Genomic DNA, 17,073 nt, shown 5'->3' on the forward strand with positions numbered 1-17,073 from the left:
GCTAATTCAGCAGCATGGTGCCACTTCCTGCCCATCTGCCCCCGCCCATCGGCCTCCCGGCCATGCCAGAAGATCAGCGTGGAAATCTGACAAGGGCCGGGGGCGTTTCCAGGCCTCACACCGAGAAGAGGAAGTCGTCTGCAGCGGAAAGCTGGCTGACGGTCACCCCGATAAGAGTGGTCGTCCCGCCCGCGTAGGAAAAGACGGTGCTGCCGCCGATCTCGGAGGCGTTGTCCAATGCCTCTTGAGCGGTGGCATAGACGCCCCCAAAAACCAGCGCGTCTTCGGCTCCGCCGGCGGAGAAGTCAAAGATGAGGTCATCGCCGGGGCCCAGGACAAAAAGGTCGTTGCCGGCACCGCCGCAAAGCTCGTCGTCGCCGCCGCCGCCATCCAGCACATCGTCGCCGCCAGCCGCGTCCGTCAGGTCGGTGGAATCGCCATAGAGCTTGTCGTTGCCATCGCCGCCCCACAGCGTGTCATTGCCGGCAGTGACACCGGCGCCAAGATCGGAGGCATCGCCGACCAGCGTGTCGTTTCCCGACGCGCCCCGCAGCCTGTCATTGCCGGCGGTGGCGGAAGTATCAAAGCCCGTCACGGTGATTTCGCCACGGGCATCACCAAAGATCAGGTCATGGCCGCCCTGGCCCAGCAGCAGATCGTCACCGCAGAGGATGCTGGCAGTGGAGCCCGCGGCGATGTTGCCGCCTGCATCCCCGGCCAGGATATCGCCGCCTTGACCGCCAAGCAGGGTATCGCTGCCGCAGACGGCGACGCTGCCGCCGGAGTCCCCCGGGATGCTCTCGCCGCTTATCACGTCGCCCCCCGCGTCGCCATACAGCTCATCCATGCCGGAGCCGCCACTCATCAGGTCATCGCCGAGGGTAACGCTGGAAAAGTCGCTGAAGGACAGCACGTCGTTCTGGGCGTCCCCGAACAGGCTGTCATTGCCGTGACCGCCGTGGATTTCGTCGGAGCCTACGAACATGGGCGCGTCGCTCTGCAAGGAGCGCACGTCATTGCCGGCATCGCCGGCAATCACATCATGGCCATTGCCGCCGCCCAGCAGGTCATCGCCGCTGTTGGCCCCTGCGTCCAAGTTCTCATCAACGAAATCCGCGGCCGCGTCACCGAATATGCTGTCGTTGCCGAACCCGCCCCAGATGGTGTCGGCGCCGGTGACCAGGAACGATAGGTCTGCGAAGTCGGTCCTCGCATCGCCGCCGGCATCCCCGGCAAGGAAATCATCACCGCCGCCGCCTTCGATCGAGTCGTCTCCGCCGAAGCCGCCAAAGGTGCCGCTCAGCAGATCGGTTCCGGCGTCGCCGAAGATACTGTCGTCACCGCTGCCGCCCCGCAAGGTGTCGTGTCCGGCGCTGGCACTGTCGAACCCCCTGAAGACGCCGCCGGCATCGCCGAAGATCCAGTCGTTGCCGCCACCGCCCTCGATCAGGTCGTCTCCTCCCGCCTGTTCCGGGGGGAATGCGTTATCGCCCCTGGCCCGGATATCGCCGCCGGCGTCCCCAAACAGGTGGTCGTTGCCGGTCCCGCCAAAGATCGTGTCATTGCCGCCCCTCGCATCGCCAAAGTCGGGGTCGGGTCCCTCCTCCTGCTCCCTGATGTCCCCGATGGCGTCGCCATAGATCCAGTCGTTGCCCGAATGGCCGTTCAGAAGGTCATCACCGCCGACGATTTCGACTGGAAAGTCGAACCCTGCACCCAGCACATGGAAGCTGCCGCCGATGTCGCCGGTCAGGGTATCATGGCCGCTGCCGCCCAGCAGCGTGTCGTCGCCTGCCTCGGCCGTGGCATCGCCGTCACCGTTGAAATCGCCGCCGGCATCGCCAAATAGCTGGTCGTCGCCGAACCCGCCGTGCAGCCGGTCATCCCCGGTGGCAAAGATCACAGAGGACACCCCGAAGGCGTTCAGATCGTTCCCGGCATCACCGAACAGGCTGTCGTTGCCCGACCCGCCCTCGATCCTGTCGCTGCCCGCGCGCAGGATTCCGTCCGTGCTGCGCTGCGAGATGTCCATACCGGCGTCGCCGGCAATCAGGTCATCGCCATCGCCTCCGGTCAGGGTATCGTCACCGCCGAACGCAAAGGCATCGCCCACCTCGGACGTTTGCAGGTGCTGGTAGGCGTCGCCGAAGATGCTGTCATTGCCGGAGCGGCCCAGGATCCGGTCATCGCCGCCCCTGACCTGGTCGTCCGAGGAGCCCCCGGCGGCCAGCCCCGCAGTCATACCGCCTCCGGCATCTCCGGCCAGAAGGTCGTTCCCGCGCCCGCCGTCGATCCTGTCATCGCCGCCTTCGGCCCCCAGGAAACCGCCTTCGAGATCGCCGCCGGAGTCCCCGAAAATCTGATCGTGGCCGTTGCCGCCGAGCAGCGTGTCGTCACCGCCGCCGATCCCGTCTTCGCCGCTAATCCGCAGGCCCGCATCGCCGTGGAGCGTATCGTTGCCTTCGCCGCCCACCAGCAGATCGTCGCCCCCCGTCAGGCCATGGCCTTCCAGGTTTCCGGCGGCATCGCCCGACAGCACGTCATTGCCCGATTGGCCGAAAAGCGAGTCATTGCCGGCCAGGAGGGATGCGCCGGGACCGGCGATGATATCGCCGCCCGCGTCGCCTGCGAGCGTGTCGTTGCCATACCCCCCGGCCAGGTAATCAGCCCCTGCAGTGACCGCCCCGCCCGGACCGGTCTCCGCAACGATGTCTGCGCCGGCATCGCCAGCCAGCAGATCGTTGCCGCTGCCGCCGGTGAGGGTGTCGGCGCCCGCCACGACGCTGCCGTCCCCGGCGGTGCGGATGCTCTGGACGGTGTCCCCGAACAGATCGTCGTCGCCGCCGCGGCCACGGATGTCGTCGTCATTCAAAACGATATCCGGTATCGCAGGGGACGGCGCGATGTCATTCGCGCTGTCGCCGAAAAGCGTATCGTTGTTCGGGGTGCCGGGGATAAGTGCCATTTCTGCATCTCCTTGTTCAGCTGTTCTGGCCCCGGCCCCGCCTGCCTGGAGGGGAGCGGTCCGGCATTACGCCGCAGCGGCGGGCACTGGCGTGCCGGATGCAGGATTGCTGCCGCCGGGAAACCAGCTCTGCCGCAGCACGGTGTTTGCAGTCATTGGAGAGTTGTACCGCCGGGTCCCGGTTTCAAAGCGCGGGCCTCTGGGAATCCGGCCTGGCGCGTATCCAGGCCGGTTCAGTGCAATCCACGCGTCAGCACCATGCAACATCCACAACTTTAACCGCACACCAGAAATACCCGCCAAACCGGATTTCAGCAAGTTGCGTGGCCGTAGTCATTTGGAGCTACGAACTTCGGAAATTACATTGCCGCCTCGAGTTGCATCCCCGCATTCAGGGAAGCCGGCTTGCCAATGATCTGCTCTTCGCTGGACCGGCTCGTCCACATAGTCTGTCTTCCCATCCGGAGAACAGGCTAGCGTCAAATTGCGGATTTTTCAGGAGAGAGGGGCAAGAGCTATTCTTCCAGGCGCCAGGAGTTCACGAGCGAAAGAGCCTTTGCTGATGGCAACAGCCAGCTCAGCTCGGACCAGATGAGATGCTCAGGAAATGTGAGGTAAAGGATGGTGCCAGTGTCCGCATCACTTACCTCACCGTCACAGATTGGCTGTATACCTCGCCGGTTCAGGGTCTCATCCATTACATTGCATCGGAAAATGGCTGTCAGGCCGTCGGCTTGTTCGTAAATTTTGTAATCCACGCTGGAATGGCCGGGGGGCAACGGCTGATATCCGGCGGGCGGCAGGCCGTTCAGCGAGAGCCATGTAAGATGCCCTTGCCGCAGGCTTGGGGGCTTACCGCGGCTGGCCTGATACCGGTCAAACCTTCTGGTGACGTCCGGAGGCGCCTTGGGAGCATCGCCTCCTGCCCACACTAGTTTGAATTTGACAACGTCTGAGTCACCCGGGTTTTCCGGATCACCTGTAATATCGGCATCAAAGAACAGGTTCCGGCCCACCGGCTCCAAAGTATCCAACTTGAAGGCAAATCCGCCCACTGCTTCCGTATCGCTCACCAGGTTTCTGTCGTACCGGCCATCCCCTGCAAAACCAGTCCGGTTCTGAGCGCGCTTCATGCCCTCCGCCACGCGTGAGCGGTCTTGTATGATCCTGGTCACTTCCTTGCCGAGGTAAGGGTTGCGATATCCGGTCGGAAAGGCGAACCAAACGCCTTGCTGCCAATGGTAGGCAACCGGTTCGGCGGAGGCATCCCCTTTGGCAGGTTCAATTGGGGATGCGGCCAAACTGGGCGCGTCTACCGCGCCCCAGCCAACAAAGGCAGCGGCCGAAAGTGCTATCGGAAGACGGGAGGCTGTTGTTTTTGCGCCGGGTAACGGTTTCATGTCCTGAGGAACAGCCGGAGTAAACCCGGTCGTCATGGAAGTCAGATTCCAGACTTACTGAATTTAACCGTCAGAAGATAACCAATTCCACAGTGCTGTATGGGGCCGTATCTGCCGCATCCAGTCCATGCCTCTATTCTCAAGGCCTTAAGTGGTGATTTTGGCTCCGGCGGTAGGGATCGAACCTACGACCAATTGATTAACAGTCAACTGCTCTACCGCTGAGCTACGCCGGAACACGAGGGGGTGTATAGGGGGAGCGGCGGCTGGCGTCCATAGGAAATTTGCGTCTTCCGGCAATTTTTTTCCCACGGGCCGGAACAGACGCAAGCGATTGTTTAGGCTGGTGTAATTGCGTGCACAGCTACCGCCCGGGCAAGGGCGCGCGCAGCTTGGCCGCAGCACAGCCGGTCCGCCGCCGGGGGCGGCATATCCTTTGTTCCAGCGGAGCAAACCAGGCTCCGCCGCCGGTCCCCCGGTAGCCCGGTCCCCCGCGCCGCGGCCGGGGGTCTGATGGCAGCACCCGCCACAGGGCCCGAAGCCGGCGCTGTCCAAGCCGGCGGACGGCAGAAATGCAGCCAGACCCTGCCGCCTGCCCGTGGGCAGGCATCTCAAATTTCGGGGGGGAGGGGATTGGCTCCGGCGGTAGGGATCGAACCTACGACCAATTGATTAACAGTATGAAGTTGCGAGCAAATCATGGCTCATTCTGGTCAATTCGGGGCGTACGGTGCCTTGAAAACATGACAACTTTTTCCCGGTAGCACCATCCAGGTTCATCTGGATCAACAGCAAACACTGTACTCGGGACTGTACTTTCCATGGCCATCTTCAAATTCACCGAGGCCCGCCTCAGGGACCTCCCGCTCGGCTCGGGCATCCACCGCGACACCGAAGTCAAGGGCCTCATGTGCATCTCCCACAAGACCACCAAGACGTTCGCCGTGCAGGGCGACGTCCGCAGGGACAAGCGCCTGGTCCGCTCAGTTCGCGTCAAGATCGGCCGCGTGGACCTGGTGCGACTGGCCGAGGCCAGGAACGAGGCCCGCAGGCTCATGGCGACGATCCAGTCGGGCATCGACCCCACCGCTGGTCCAGAGTCCACCGGCATCACGTTGGAGCAGGCGTTGAAGGAGCACCTGAGCGAGCGGGACCTCTCCGCCGCCACGGAGCGGAACTACCGATATCACATGGACAACTACCTCGGGCGTCTTCGGCGCCGCGCGGTGGCTGACATCACGCGCCAGGACTGCCGGGAGCTCATGGAGCAGCTCACGAGGCGCCACGGCAAGACCACGGGTGCGTCGGTGATGCGCACCGTCCGAGCGCTCGTGAACACCGCTCGGAGGCACGACGAGACGATAGGGGCCAACCCGGTGGACGCCATCCGCGTGCCCGCCACGCCGAAGCGGGAGGTCGGCGAGTTGGACGTGGCGGGCTTCTGGTCCACGACCGGGGCCATGTCACCGCTCATGCGTGACCTACAGCGGGCGTTCCTGCTGACCGGGGCGAGGCGGACCTCGTTGCTGGGCGTAAGGCGCGCCGACTTCGACGCCGAACGGGGCGTGTTGACCCTCACCCACATGAAGACGGGCGGGTCGTGGTCGTTCCCAACCGGGCGCTGGCTCACCGCGACGCTGGCCGCACGGATGGAGGAGGACGGGCCGCTGAACTCACCCTGGCTCTGGCCCTCGCCGGGCGCCGCCTCCGGTCACGTGGCCGAGCCGAAGCGGGGCGGCGTCCCGTCTCCCCACGCCCTTCGCCACCACTGCCGCACCATGATGATCGCGGCGGGCGTCCCCTACGCCGAGGGTGCGCTCCTTTTGGGCCAGAGGCTCCCCGGTGCCAGTGGCGGCTACGTCCACCAGACGCACTTAATCGAGGCACTGCGTCCGCACGCTCAGGCGCTGGAGGACCTGGTGATCGGGAGGGAGGGCGTTGCGTGAACGATGGTGCGCACGGGTAAGACGCTGGTAACCATTTTGGTCCACATTCGATAATCTGAAATCAGAAAAACGCCCGTGCATCGGGTCACAGGCCCTGTCGGTTCCAACGCTGCCGCCGGCGAGCGCGCCCTATATGACGCAAAGTTAACGGCACACCCCCCTAACGGACGCACTGCGTCCGAATGAGGAGATGTGCCATGGACGCCCAGGCAGAACTGCAGACCTTCACCAGCCCCTGGCTGACCACCGATCAAGCCGCCGCATACCTCAGCGTCTCGAGCGGGACCCTCGCCAACTGGCGCAGCAAGGGCAACGGACCCCGCTACCGTGCCGTGGGCCGGATGGTGCGATACCACCGCGACGACCTCGACGCCTTCATGATGGAGGGGGCGGCATGAGCGTACCATCACCCGCCGACGCGCAGGACTGGGCGCAGGTCGACTACGTGATGACCCTGACGCTGTTCATCATGGAAAAAAACGAGGGACACCACTTCGTGGAGCTGCTGGTCAGTCTGCTGAAAAGCCGACTGCTCTGGGAACAGTCCGATCCGTGTACGCTGGCCGCTGTGGCCGTCTACGCCGACCGCTTCCCGAGGGCCGTCAACGGGGATGGCAGCGTGTTCTTCGACACGCCCGAGACTGTGCTGGCACTCTCCAAGGACCCGATCTTCTGGGACGACCCGTACCTGGTGGGCATGGCCAAGAGACGCGCCGCGCGCCCAAACCGCCAAAGGGCGAAGGACGGCGAGCCCTACATGGACCGGGGCGTCTGAGGCCCGCCAACGTTGGAGCCCACCTGTGCCCACGCAGGCTTACGACGACAGACCGTCGCGACAGTGTTCGTTGAGAGCAAGCCGGCCGCAAGGACCGCCTCCCGCGGCCGGCTCCGTGATCCACCCTCTTGGAAAGGAAGACCCTTTGACTGATCCTGAATATGTCGCGCCGACGGCCCCCTCCATACCCTCGTTCGCCGACCTCCTGACGCCGAAGCAGGCGAGCGAGATGACCGGCCATCCGGAGACGGTTCTGGCCGTCTATCGCTCCCGCCGCAACACCGGCCAATCGCCCGACGCGGGCCCCGAGTTCGTGAAGGTAGGCCGCGAGGTGTTCTACACCCGCGAGGCCGTCCGGGCGTACCTCGCTGGCAAGCGGGGCTGAGCCATGACCGGACAACCGACGACACAACCGGCGGAGCTGGGCCCGCTGATCGAGGCGGGCTACCAACTGATCCCGCTGCACAACTTCGCCTACGAGGACGAGCACAAGGGCATGCGGCGCAAGCGCGGTAAGAGCCCAATCCACGGCAACTGGACCAAGCGCTCCTACCGTTCCGTTGACCAGGTCACGCATATGGAGACCGGCGAAAACGTTGGCGTCAGGCTCACGGCGACCGACCTGATCTTGGACGTGGACCCGCGGAACTTCCCGGAAGGCGAGGGCCTCTATACACCGGGCAGCCCTTACGTCGAGCTCGTCCTGTGGACCGGCATCGACCCCGACCTCTACCCGACCGTCATCACGGGCAGCGGCGGACTGCACGTCTACATGACCAAGCCAGAGGGCGTGTCCACAAGGGACAGCCTGGGCGAGGACAAGTTCCCCGGCATCGAGTTCAAGTCTTTCGGTCGCCAGGTAGTGGCACCCGGTTCGATCCACCCCGACACGCGGAGGCCATACCTCTGGGACCCCGACAGGCCCGTGCTCGACGCGTTCGGCGCCGATCCGGTGCCCGACAGCCTGCTCGAACTGGTCCGAAGGCCTCAGGGGGCGGCACCGACCGGTGGCGGAGAGCACGACCAGGAGGAGCTGACCGAGATGCTCGAAGCCCTGGATCCCGAGGACTTCCAGGACCACGCCGACTGGCTGACGCTCATGCAGGCCTGCCACCACGCCACCGCAGGCGACGGTCGCCAGGAGTTCATCGAGTGGTGCACCCGCGACCCCGAGTACGCCGACCAAGGCACGATTGTCGGTCTGCGCTGGGACAGCCTCCACGCCGACAACAAGGGAGCCCGCGTCACCTACCGCACGCTGCACAAGCTGCTGCGCGACACCGGGGCCGAGGAGGCCATCCCGCGCCCGCCCGCATCCGACGACTTCGACGATCTGGACGAGGAGACCCTTTCGGCGCTGGCCCAGCGGGAGCGCAAGGAGGACCGCAAGATCGGTGAAACCAGCGTGCGCGAAAGGCTGAGCGTGCGCCGCATTGACCTGAAGGGAGCGAAGCGCGACCTGGTGTACGTCAGCCTCGCAGGCGGTGTCGTGGACCTGAGGAGCGGCCGAGCATGGCGCACGGTAGAACTTGCCGCCACCCACTTCGCCGGCAGCCGCATGACCGTGGAGCCCGAGAAACCCAAGGACGACGGGGACGGGCCGAAGCGCGGGCGCCCGCCGCAGCCGAAGGAAATGCGGGTGGTCAACGTTTGGGTCGGCGACCGGAACGGAGACCGCAAGACCGTGGACGTGATGACCTGGGCGCCGGGCCGCCCGGCGATCTGCGCGCCGCCGGAGGGCCGCGGCGAGGCCGTGAACACCTGGAGCGATCTGTCCTTTAAGGATGCACCCGACGACTGGAGGGACCGGGCGGCGAAGTTCGTGGACCACGTCAAGTGGCTCCTGCCGGACGGCGACGACGCCGACGACTTCCTCGACTGGATCGCCCACATCGTCCAGCAACCGGGGGTACTGCCCCACACGGCGTGGCTGATGATTACCTCGAAGCGCGGCGTCGGTCGGAACTGGGTGGCCTCGGTCCTGGCGCGTGTCCTGGCCGGCCACGCGGCGCTCGGTGTCGACCTCGGTGACGTCCTGGGCAGCAGCTTCAACGAGCGGCTATCCGAGAAGCTTCTGCTCGTCGTCGACGAGACCAGGGAGGGCGCCGGGGCCGACCGGCACCGCAAGGCGAACAAGCTGCAGAAGGTCATCACCGAGGAGCACCGAGAGATCAATCCGAAGTTCGGCCTGAAGTCGGTGCAGTACAACTGCTGCCGGTTCCTGATGTTCTCCAACTTCATGGACGCCCTGCCCATCGACGACCGGGACCGGCGCATCCGCGTGGCCTACAACCCCGAGAGCGTTCGGGAGCCCTCCTACTACCGGGACCTGTACGAGACGCGCAGGGACCCACGGTTCGTGGCGTCGGTGGCGAAGTTCCTGAGGGAGCGTGACCTGTCCGCCTTCAACCCAGGCCTGCCGGCGCCGATGACGGACGCCAAGCGGTCGGTGGTCGAATTCCTGGAGACCGACGAGCATCGTGAGCTCAAGGCGCTGTTCGAGGCTTGGCCGGCCGACCTGATCGGCCTGTCCGACGTGATGGACCATCTGGAGGCCACCTGCGACGGCTTCCCGTCCAACCTCAAGTTCATCGTGGACGAGGCCGGCGGTTCGGTCACGCAGAGGCGCTTCAATAAGAGGGGTTCAGGCGGCAACGAGAAGGACCGGGTCGTAATCGCCCGGCGGGGAGAGTGGGACGCTCTGCGTGTCAAGCGCGAGAGACCGGCGGTCATGGCGAAGATCATTGACGCCGCGAGGGCGGAATGGCGAGCGGGGGAGAAGGCGGCAAAGGACGGTTGAGCCTGTTCGACCATATCGAACATGCCGCACTAGACGACCCCACGGACAAACGGACAAGGGCGGACAGCCTGCCGGACTCATAGGGTATAATAAATAGACACACTAACAAAAGGATACTGAATTAAGTTTCGCGTATAATGCCAAAAGCGCGTCCGCCCTTGTCCGTTTGTCCGTGGGCAGGCGCTTTCAAGCTTGAAGGCGGCACGGTCCCACCCTGGAAGACGGGGAAAGCAGGGGGCCGTCACCGAAATCGGCGGAGGGGACGCCTCACGCCAGTGAGAGGTAGGCTCGCTCACACGTGAATTCGCTGGCGTACGTCGCCGACGGGACGTGGCATCCTGACCTCGAACAGTGAGGAGCGAGCCGCCCGGAAAACCTCGACGCCCGGCAGCCTGCCCACCGAAGTGCGCCCCTCCGATCCTGGATCAGGGGGCCTCGCGAAAGGAAGGGCAATCGCGTCAGGGGCTTGCCCGGGCAACGCCCCTCCAAGCACAGCCACGAGCACCGCAGACGGCTCGCACGGTGGCCCCCTCGGCCCCCTAGATAACGTGATGCGAGGAGCTCCATCAGGTCGAACAGGAGTTACCAGCGTGAGCATCATGCGGATGAACAGGATCAGGCCCGCGCCCGACCCTCATATGCCGAGCCAACTCGCCCCGGTCGTGGCCCAGGTGTACGGCGAGAAGGGGGATGAGTTCCTCGGCTACCTTCGCCAGTTCGGGCACGTCACCTATGCTGCCAACATGACCGGCCTGACCCGGCGCACCTTCTACGACCGGCGGGCCAAGAACCCCGACTTCGCGGAGGCGTGGGACGACGCGGTGACCGCCTTCGAGGAGGAGCTCACCCAGCGCGTGGTCCAGACGGCCCTGGAGATGGGCACGGGCAGGTGGGTGCCGGTGATCGACCCGAAGACCGGCAGGCCCGAGCTGGACGACGACTTCGAGTTGGTCCACCGCTTCGAGACCAGCCATGTGGACCCGCGTGTGCTGACCAAGCTCCTGGCCCTGCGCATGAGCTCCGTTGACGGCCCGGCCCAGACCAACGTCCAGATCAACAACCAGACCAACGTGCACAACGAGCTTCCGACCCGGAAGCCTAAGCTCGTCGGCGGCACCACCGGGTCCATACGGAGACCCCTGGGCGACCCCGACGCATCGGGGGCACGTCCGGGCGTCGAGGACGCCGAGGTGATCCAGGGGACGACACACGAGCCCGACGGAGACGACGATGCCTGACCCCTATCCACACGTCACCCTGGTGTCGCCGGGCGGCGTGCTCACGAAGCCATTCTCGGACGGCTCGCACCTCACGATGCGCGTCACCCTCGGCTACCTGTTCGGCGAGGAGGGCGTCCTGACCGAGATGCGGGAGCGGCGTGAGCCGGTGCCCTGGGAAAACGAGGAGGCCAGAGATACAGCCTTGGCGTCCATCCGAACGCGTATCGACATCGAGGACGACGTGAGGGCCGACCTGCTGGAGTGGGTGGGTGCCTCCCCGTTCTACGAGGACTGACAGGGCCCCCGAAGCGGCCGGGCCCTGTGCCCGGCGCTGTGCTCGTCCTGGTCGAACTGCCCTAAGCCCCTGATCCGGCTGGGTCTGTCGCCTCCGGTCCCCCTGATCGTCAGTCAGGCGCGCGCCCTCACTGGCTTACGCGGAGCAGCCCGCGCGGCATCATGCGTCGTAAACCCTCACGAGGAGACCGACGATGGACCAGACGCCGACCAGGATCATCACGCGCGAGAAGCAACAGCTCGCCGAGATGGAACGCAAGTTCGCCGAGGTGGAGCTACAACAAGAGGAACGTTTCAACCTCATGGAAAGGAAGCGCTGCCTATCTCGGTGAGTTTAAGAAATTCTGTGAGCGTCTAGCTCAAGACGAATTCTTTATCAGCCACAGAGTATTCAGTGCGCTTGATATCCGACGAATGAAGGACGTTTCCTTCGTGGCATCCCTAACCGCCACCATGATGAGCGACTACTTCCATCGCGATGATGAAGTTGAAGAGTACCTCGAGAGGTACAACGAGGAGTTTGAAGAAGCCGGAGGTTTGGAAGAACGCTACAGAGCGGTGTTTGATGCGATGAACCAAATGGGCTTTGACAGAGGTAGTCGTGCTTGGAAAAAGGCTGATTTCTACACTCTGTTTATTGAACTTGACAGGGCTATAAACAGGGAAGGTCAGCAACTGGATTTCGATGCTGTGGGCAGCCGATTGAGCGACTTTTTTGTTGAGGTGGACGCTGTTAGAAACGCGGAGGCTACGCCTGAAGGCATTGTCGGCGAATACTTCACGGCAACGCTGCAGTCTACCAATGATCGGAGCGCGCGGGTGAAACGTGGTCGCGCAATTCGATCCATATTGGCGCCGGAATAATTTGATAGAGACTTCCTACTGACCGTCCCAGGTTCGTCCGGCACCCAAGATTGGCTGCTTCTCAGCCGCATCTCACTTTGTGGAGGCATCTTCTTGCGGGCAAGTTACAAGGTTCCCCAGAGCACTTGGGAACGGGATGCCACCTTCTGTATTCGGAGGACGGTCGACGCAACGTAACCCAATGGATTGCCTCAAGAAAATCTGTGTAGTTTTCGCTGTACTTATTCTGTGCTCAGAAAGAAAAAGGACTTAGCGGATAATCGCTAAGTCCTTGAAATCTTTGGCTCCGGCGGTAGGGATCGAACCTACGACCAATTGATTAACAGTCAACTGCTCTACCGCTGAGCTACGCCGGAACGGTGCGTGCCATATAGCGCCCCCCGCCGGGAGCGTCCAGAGGGGGCAGCAGGTTTTTTTGGAAAAACCGCCCGCAGGTCTGGCGGCGCGTGCAGGGCGCGGAGCAGCGGGCGTCGGAACACGCGGAACACGCAACAGCCGCAAAAACCACTGCATTGTGCCGCAGCCCCGTGCGGCTTAGGGCCATTTAATGCAATGCGGGCGGCTAGGGCTTCCCTCCGCCCAGGTCATGCCGCACGGCGCTCGCACGCCCCTCAGGTCTCCTTCAGGGCAAAGACCGCCGATGCCGTCAGCGCTCCTTCGGGCGCTACGCGGCCCCGGCCGGTGAGGTCGAGGAGATGCGCAAAGACGTTGCGCTCGGCTGCCCCGAGGAGGGCGGCGGGGGTGCCCACGTAGATCTCCTCTGCCAGTGCGCGGGCGGTGGCGGGGCCATGCGCGAGGCGCGCGAGAATCGCTGCCTCGCGGCCCTCGCGGTGCGCGATCAGCCAGTCGAGCCGCGCAGCCGGGTTCTCCACCGGGGCGCCGTGGCCGGGATAAAAGCGGCGCCACTCCCGCTGCCGCAGCGCCCGGCAGGAGGCCATGAAGTCGGTGAGATCGCCATCGGGCGGAGAGACCAGCGAACTGGCCCAGCCCATCACGTGATCTGCGGTGAAACAGGCGCCATTCCAGGCCAGCGCGATATGGTTGCCGAGGTGGCCCGGCGTGTGCAGCACTTCCAGCTCCCAGCCGCTGCCCGCAATCACGCTGCCGTGCTCCACCGTCTCATCCGGGTGAAAGCCGTGGTCGATGCCCTCGCCGCCGCCCGCAAGCCCGCCCGCGGCGAGCTGCTGCATCACTGCGCTTCGGCCCGCCTCCGGCCCGCCAAAAGCGAGGACCGGCGCCCCGGTTGCCGCCGCCAGCGGCCGCGCCAGCGGCGAATGGTCGAGGTGGCTGTGGGTAACGATGACATGGCTCACCGTCTGGCCCGGTCCCACCGCCGCGAGAATCGCTTCCAGATGTGCCTCCGATGCCGGCCCCGGGTCGATCACGGCCAGATCCCTGGTGCCCAGCACATAGGTGTTGGTGCCGCGGTAGGTCATCGGCGAGGGGTTCGGCGCAAGAATCCGCCGCAGCCCCGGCTCAAGCTCTTCGGCCTGGCCGGGGAGGGGGTTGAAATCATCTGGTGCCTGCATTGTGCCGTCCTGTCTCCGCTTGCCGGGAAAAACCGCCGCTGCCGGGCCCCGCGCGGGCCGGGCCGTCTTCCCTCTTCCTGTTGCGCCCGCTAGGTTTACCGCATGTTCTTCCAATGGCTCAAACGCTATGTGCCGCGCAGCCTCTATGCCCGCGCGGCCCTGATCCTCGCGGTGCCGATTCTGGCGCTGCAGATCGTCGTCTCCGTTGTTTTCATCAAGCGCGACCTGGAGGACATCACAGTGCAGATGACCACCACGGTCCAGCGCGAGCTGCGGCTCCTGCAGATCGCCGCCGAAGGCGGCCGCAGCCAGACTGAGGCGATGCAGCGGATGGCGCCGTTGCTCGGGCCTTTGAACATGCGCGCGCGGTTCCTCGGCCACGCGGTGCCCAGTCCGGAGGACCACTTTACCTGGATCGAATTCTCAGGCCGGGTGGTCCGCGCCGAACTGGAGAAAACCCTGCCCAGTTTTCTCGCAGCGCGCTTCCCCGGCGACCGCACGGTGCAAATCTACCTCGCCACCGCGCATGGGCCGCTTGAGCTGAGCTTTGACCGCCGCCGCCTCACCGCCGCGGCGCCGCATCAGCTCATCGTCACCATGCTGGCCTTCGGCTTTCTGATGATGCTGATCGCCTACCTCTACCTGCGCAACCAGCTGCGCCCGATCAAGCGGCTCGCCGATGCGGCACAGGCCTTCGGGCGCGGCCGGGTGGTGCCCTATTCGCCAAGCGGTGCGACCGAGGTACGGGCCGCGGGCAGTGCCTTTCTCGACATGCGCGCGCGTATCGAACGCCAGATCGAGCAGCGCACCCTGATGCTTTCGGGCGTGAGCCACGACCTGCGCACGCCGCTCACACGGCTGAAGCTCGAACTCGCACTGCTGGACGAGGAGGAGGCCGCCCCGATGCTCCGCGACGTGGACGAGATGCAGGCGCTTCTGGATGCCTTCCTCGATTTCTCCCGCGGCGCCGCGGTCAGCGAGGTGGAGCCGGTCGACCCCCAGGCGCTGGCCGCCATGGTGGTCGAGGGCTGGCGCCGCCAGGGCAAGGACGTGATGCTGGGAGAGATGAGCGGCAGCGGCGAGGTGATGCTGCGCCGCCAGCCGATGCGCCGGGCGCTGGAGAACCTCATCTCCAATGCGGTGCGCTACGGTACGCGGGCGCGGGTCTCGGTCACGCTCACGGAGCGGTCGATGCGCATCCGGGTGGAGGACGACGGTCCCGGCATCCCTGAAGGCCGGCGCGGCGAAGCCCTGCGCCCCTTTACCCGGCTCGACCCCGCCCGCAACCAGAACCTCGGCTCCGGCGTCGGCCTGGGGCTGGCGATTGTGGCGGACACCGCCCGGGTGCATGGCGGCACCCTTCGGCTGGGGGAGAGCAAGGCGCTCGGCGGGCTGCAGGCTGATATCGTGGTTGCGCGCTGACGCCCGCCCGCCTGTATCAGAGGCGCCCGGCAGGCAGCAGGGGCCAAACCTTTGGCCTTCGCGCCGGTGCCGCCGGGAAGCCGGGCAGCCGGTCTGCCCGCGCTCCGTACCCTCCCGGCCGCCTTCCGGCGTGGCGGGCCGGGCTGCGGTCCCGGCGGGCGTCCCCTGGTTTGGCCGGCGCTGCTCTTGCGCCACCTTCCGGCGGCGGCGCCCCGGCAGTGCGTCGCCGCGGTGATCCCTGCGGTTGTGCGCGGGCGGCCGAATGCAGACTCTCTTTATTGAAAAATCATTACATGCCGGCTAATGTGCACGCGTCCAGCGCGGCATTCCTTTGAACGAAAGTCCGAAACGGGCAACTGGTGGCTTTTAGATGCCTCAGTTGCATGCCGCTGCCGTTCGCCTTGCAATAGCATTCGATCAGGGATGGGAAAAATGGTTAGTAGGTTGTTAAAAGCTGCGCCTTTCGCCAGCATGGTTCTCTTGGTACTTCTAATTGCCGCCGCGGAGGCGTTTCCGCATACCCTCATCGCACTGACTGCCGAAGACGGATTCGTTGAAAACCTGACGGCACTGTTGTTCTTGTTTTCAGGGTTGGTGTTTTTTTGGTGCGCGTACAAAGCGCATACCAGCCCGAGACGCAAAGGGCCCCTGCTGGTCTTTTGTCTGGCGGCTTGGGGCGTCTTGCTCGTCGTCTTCGCGGGCGAGGAGATCAGCTGGGGTCAGCGGATATTCGACTTTGCCACCCCGGAAGCAATTGACCGCGCCAACAAGCAGAATGAATTCAACATTCACAACCTGTCTTTCTTCGACTCGTTCGGAGGCACCGGCGCCTATGTATCCATGCTGATGCTGACGGTCGGATTGGTTCTGCCAATTCTGGATAGGTACCTACCCATAATAGGTAAGATCGGTATTCCCGTTCCCTCGCTCGCGTGCAGCATTTTATTTGTCGGTGCCTATATGTACGGCATCTACTTCAAGCTGATCCCGGCCAAGTTCGAGGCGGAATTGCAATTCGTGTACTTCTTCCGGGCTATAGAAATACGCGAGCTTATCCTGTCCCTGGCAACAGTCTGCTTCGCGCATGAGTTTCTCTGGCGGATTACAAGCGCCCCGGGTCAGCCCGGCCAGCCTGGCCATGGTGCTGCCAGAACCGGATAGGACTAATCATATCAGTTTAAACTGCGAATTCCCCGCCCCCGGGTATTGGGCGGGGAATTTTCCGAAAGCTGCGCCGCGGCGTCCTGGGAATTCCGCGCGCGGATTACCGAGACGGGCGGGGAAGCGATCCTGTGTCCTTCTGGCGTCAGGAGAAAACAGGCCCGGGCCGCGTCCCGATGCTCCTGGCAGCTGCATTCTCGGCGCATCAGATCATGCCGGAGTCAGGCGCGCTCTTCGAACGCTTTTGTCTGCAGTTATACAACCTTGCGTGTACGGCAGCGATCGCCGGGCAGCGCTGCCGGGTTCCGCCTTGTCCAAGGCCCGATCCCGGCCTGCCGCTGCGATTGCAAGCATCGCCGCCGCGGCACGGGACCCGGCGGTGCCTTCCGGGCCCGGTTTCACCGGCGGACAGGAGCAAGCCGAGCCTGCGCGGGCGCACCGGCGAATCCGGATACCGCCGGTTACCCGATCCTGCTCCGGCGCAGGTTCTCCGGTCCCGCTTCCAGCCCCCCGGCGCACTGCCCGCGCTGGACAGCGCGCGGCCCGGTGCGCTTGATGCTTCAAGACAGGGTGCACCGCAGCGGGAAAACCCGAGAACCGGGCAGTCACTGCTGCTGTGGCGGCTTATTTTGTATCAATGCCTGTTGGCGGCACTGCATTTCGTGCCTCTTCAATGTCTGCTTGGCATGATATTTGA

At 64.5% G+C, this 17,073-nt stretch carries 14 protein-coding genes and 2 tRNA genes; 11 read left to right on the top strand and 5 right to left on the bottom strand.

The genetic code is table 11. The features are described from left to right. Nucleotides 1-115 precede the first annotated feature (115 nt). From ACOHWE_RS01275 to ACOHWE_RS01285, 3 genes are all read right to left on the bottom strand, one after another. Nucleotides 116-2,965, bottom strand: a complete 2,850-nt coding sequence (locus tag ACOHWE_RS01275) for a beta strand repeat-containing protein (protein WP_420663571.1) — start codon at nucleotides 2,963-2,965, stop codon at nucleotides 116-118. A 515-nt stretch (nucleotides 2,966-3,480) separates the two neighbouring features. After that, nucleotides 3,481-4,401: a hypothetical protein gene (locus ACOHWE_RS01280; RefSeq protein WP_420663572.1), complete on the bottom strand. Its 921-nt coding sequence runs from the start codon at nucleotides 4,399-4,401 to the stop codon at nucleotides 3,481-3,483. Nucleotides 4,402-4,526: 125 nt separating this feature from the next. Further along, a tRNA-Asn gene (locus ACOHWE_RS01285) sits at nucleotides 4,527-4,601 on the bottom strand. Nucleotides 4,602-5,186: 585 nt separating this feature from the next. On the opposite strand from ACOHWE_RS01285, the gene ACOHWE_RS01290 reads away from it, so the two are divergent. From ACOHWE_RS01290 to ACOHWE_RS01330, 9 genes are all read left to right on the top strand, one after another. Then, complete coding sequence (locus tag ACOHWE_RS01290; protein ID WP_420663573.1) at nucleotides 5,187-6,311, top strand: integrase arm-type DNA-binding domain-containing protein; 1,125 nt, start codon at nucleotides 5,187-5,189, stop codon at nucleotides 6,309-6,311. 197 nt (nucleotides 6,312-6,508) lie between these two features. After that, a complete protein-coding gene (locus ACOHWE_RS01295) occupies nucleotides 6,509-6,709 on the top strand; it encodes a helix-turn-helix domain-containing protein (RefSeq protein WP_420663574.1) in 201 nt (66 codons plus the stop codon). Then, nucleotides 6,706-7,086: a hypothetical protein gene (locus ACOHWE_RS01300; RefSeq protein WP_420663575.1), complete on the top strand. Its 381-nt coding sequence runs from the start codon at nucleotides 6,706-6,708 to the stop codon at nucleotides 7,084-7,086. The genes ACOHWE_RS01295 and ACOHWE_RS01300 overlap by 4 nt, the downstream gene beginning before the upstream one ends. Nucleotides 7,087-7,231: 145 nt before the next feature. Beyond that, complete coding sequence (locus ACOHWE_RS01305; RefSeq protein WP_420663576.1) at nucleotides 7,232-7,471, top strand: hypothetical protein; 240 nt, start codon at nucleotides 7,232-7,234, stop codon at nucleotides 7,469-7,471. A gap of 3 nt (nucleotides 7,472-7,474) precedes the next feature. Then, on the top strand, nucleotides 7,475-9,886 hold the full coding sequence (locus ACOHWE_RS01310; RefSeq protein WP_420663577.1) for a bifunctional DNA primase/polymerase: 2,412 nt from the start codon (nucleotides 7,475-7,477) through the stop codon (nucleotides 9,884-9,886). A 590-nt stretch (nucleotides 9,887-10,476) separates the two neighbouring features. Then, entirely contained in the window at nucleotides 10,477-11,124 is a 648-nt protein-coding gene (locus ACOHWE_RS01315) for a hypothetical protein (RefSeq protein WP_420663578.1), read from the top strand. Continuing rightward, nucleotides 11,117-11,401 carry a hypothetical protein gene (locus ACOHWE_RS01320; protein WP_420663579.1) on the top strand — a complete coding sequence of 95 codons (285 nt, stop codon included), beginning with the start codon at nucleotides 11,117-11,119 and terminating at the stop codon, nucleotides 11,399-11,401. The genes ACOHWE_RS01315 and ACOHWE_RS01320 overlap by 8 nt, the downstream gene beginning before the upstream one ends. A 193-nt stretch (nucleotides 11,402-11,594) precedes the next feature. Beyond that, nucleotides 11,595-11,732, top strand: a complete 138-nt coding sequence (locus ACOHWE_RS01325) for a hypothetical protein (RefSeq protein WP_420663580.1) — start codon at nucleotides 11,595-11,597, stop codon at nucleotides 11,730-11,732. An 82-nt stretch (nucleotides 11,733-11,814) separates the two neighbouring features. Then, nucleotides 11,815-12,264, top strand: a complete 450-nt coding sequence (locus tag ACOHWE_RS01330; protein ID WP_420663581.1) for a hypothetical protein — start codon at nucleotides 11,815-11,817, stop codon at nucleotides 12,262-12,264. A gap of 281 nt (nucleotides 12,265-12,545) precedes the next feature. On the opposite strand, the gene ACOHWE_RS01335 is transcribed toward ACOHWE_RS01330, so the two are convergent. Further along, nucleotides 12,546-12,620: transfer RNA gene (locus tag ACOHWE_RS01335), tRNA-Asn, on the bottom strand. A 255-nt stretch (nucleotides 12,621-12,875) separates the two neighbouring features. Beyond that, a complete protein-coding gene (locus ACOHWE_RS01340) occupies nucleotides 12,876-13,793 on the bottom strand; it encodes an MBL fold metallo-hydrolase (protein WP_420663582.1) in 918 nt (305 codons plus the stop codon). A 102-nt stretch (nucleotides 13,794-13,895) separates the two neighbouring features. Between ACOHWE_RS01340 and ACOHWE_RS01345 the strand changes: the two genes are divergently transcribed. After that, on the top strand, nucleotides 13,896-15,215 hold the full coding sequence (locus ACOHWE_RS01345; protein ID WP_420663583.1) for an ATP-binding protein: 1,320 nt from the start codon (nucleotides 13,896-13,898) through the stop codon (nucleotides 15,213-15,215). Between the two features lie 423 nt (nucleotides 15,216-15,638). After that, nucleotides 15,639-16,376: a hypothetical protein gene (locus ACOHWE_RS01350; protein ID WP_420663585.1), complete on the top strand. Its 738-nt coding sequence runs from the start codon at nucleotides 15,639-15,641 to the stop codon at nucleotides 16,374-16,376. Nucleotides 16,377-17,073: the final 697 nt, after the last annotated feature.

The sequence above is a fragment of the Cribrihabitans neustonicus genome, assembly GCF_048820895.1.
Lineage (GTDB): Bacteria > Pseudomonadota > Alphaproteobacteria > Rhodobacterales > Rhodobacteraceae > Cribrihabitans_A > Cribrihabitans_A neustonicus.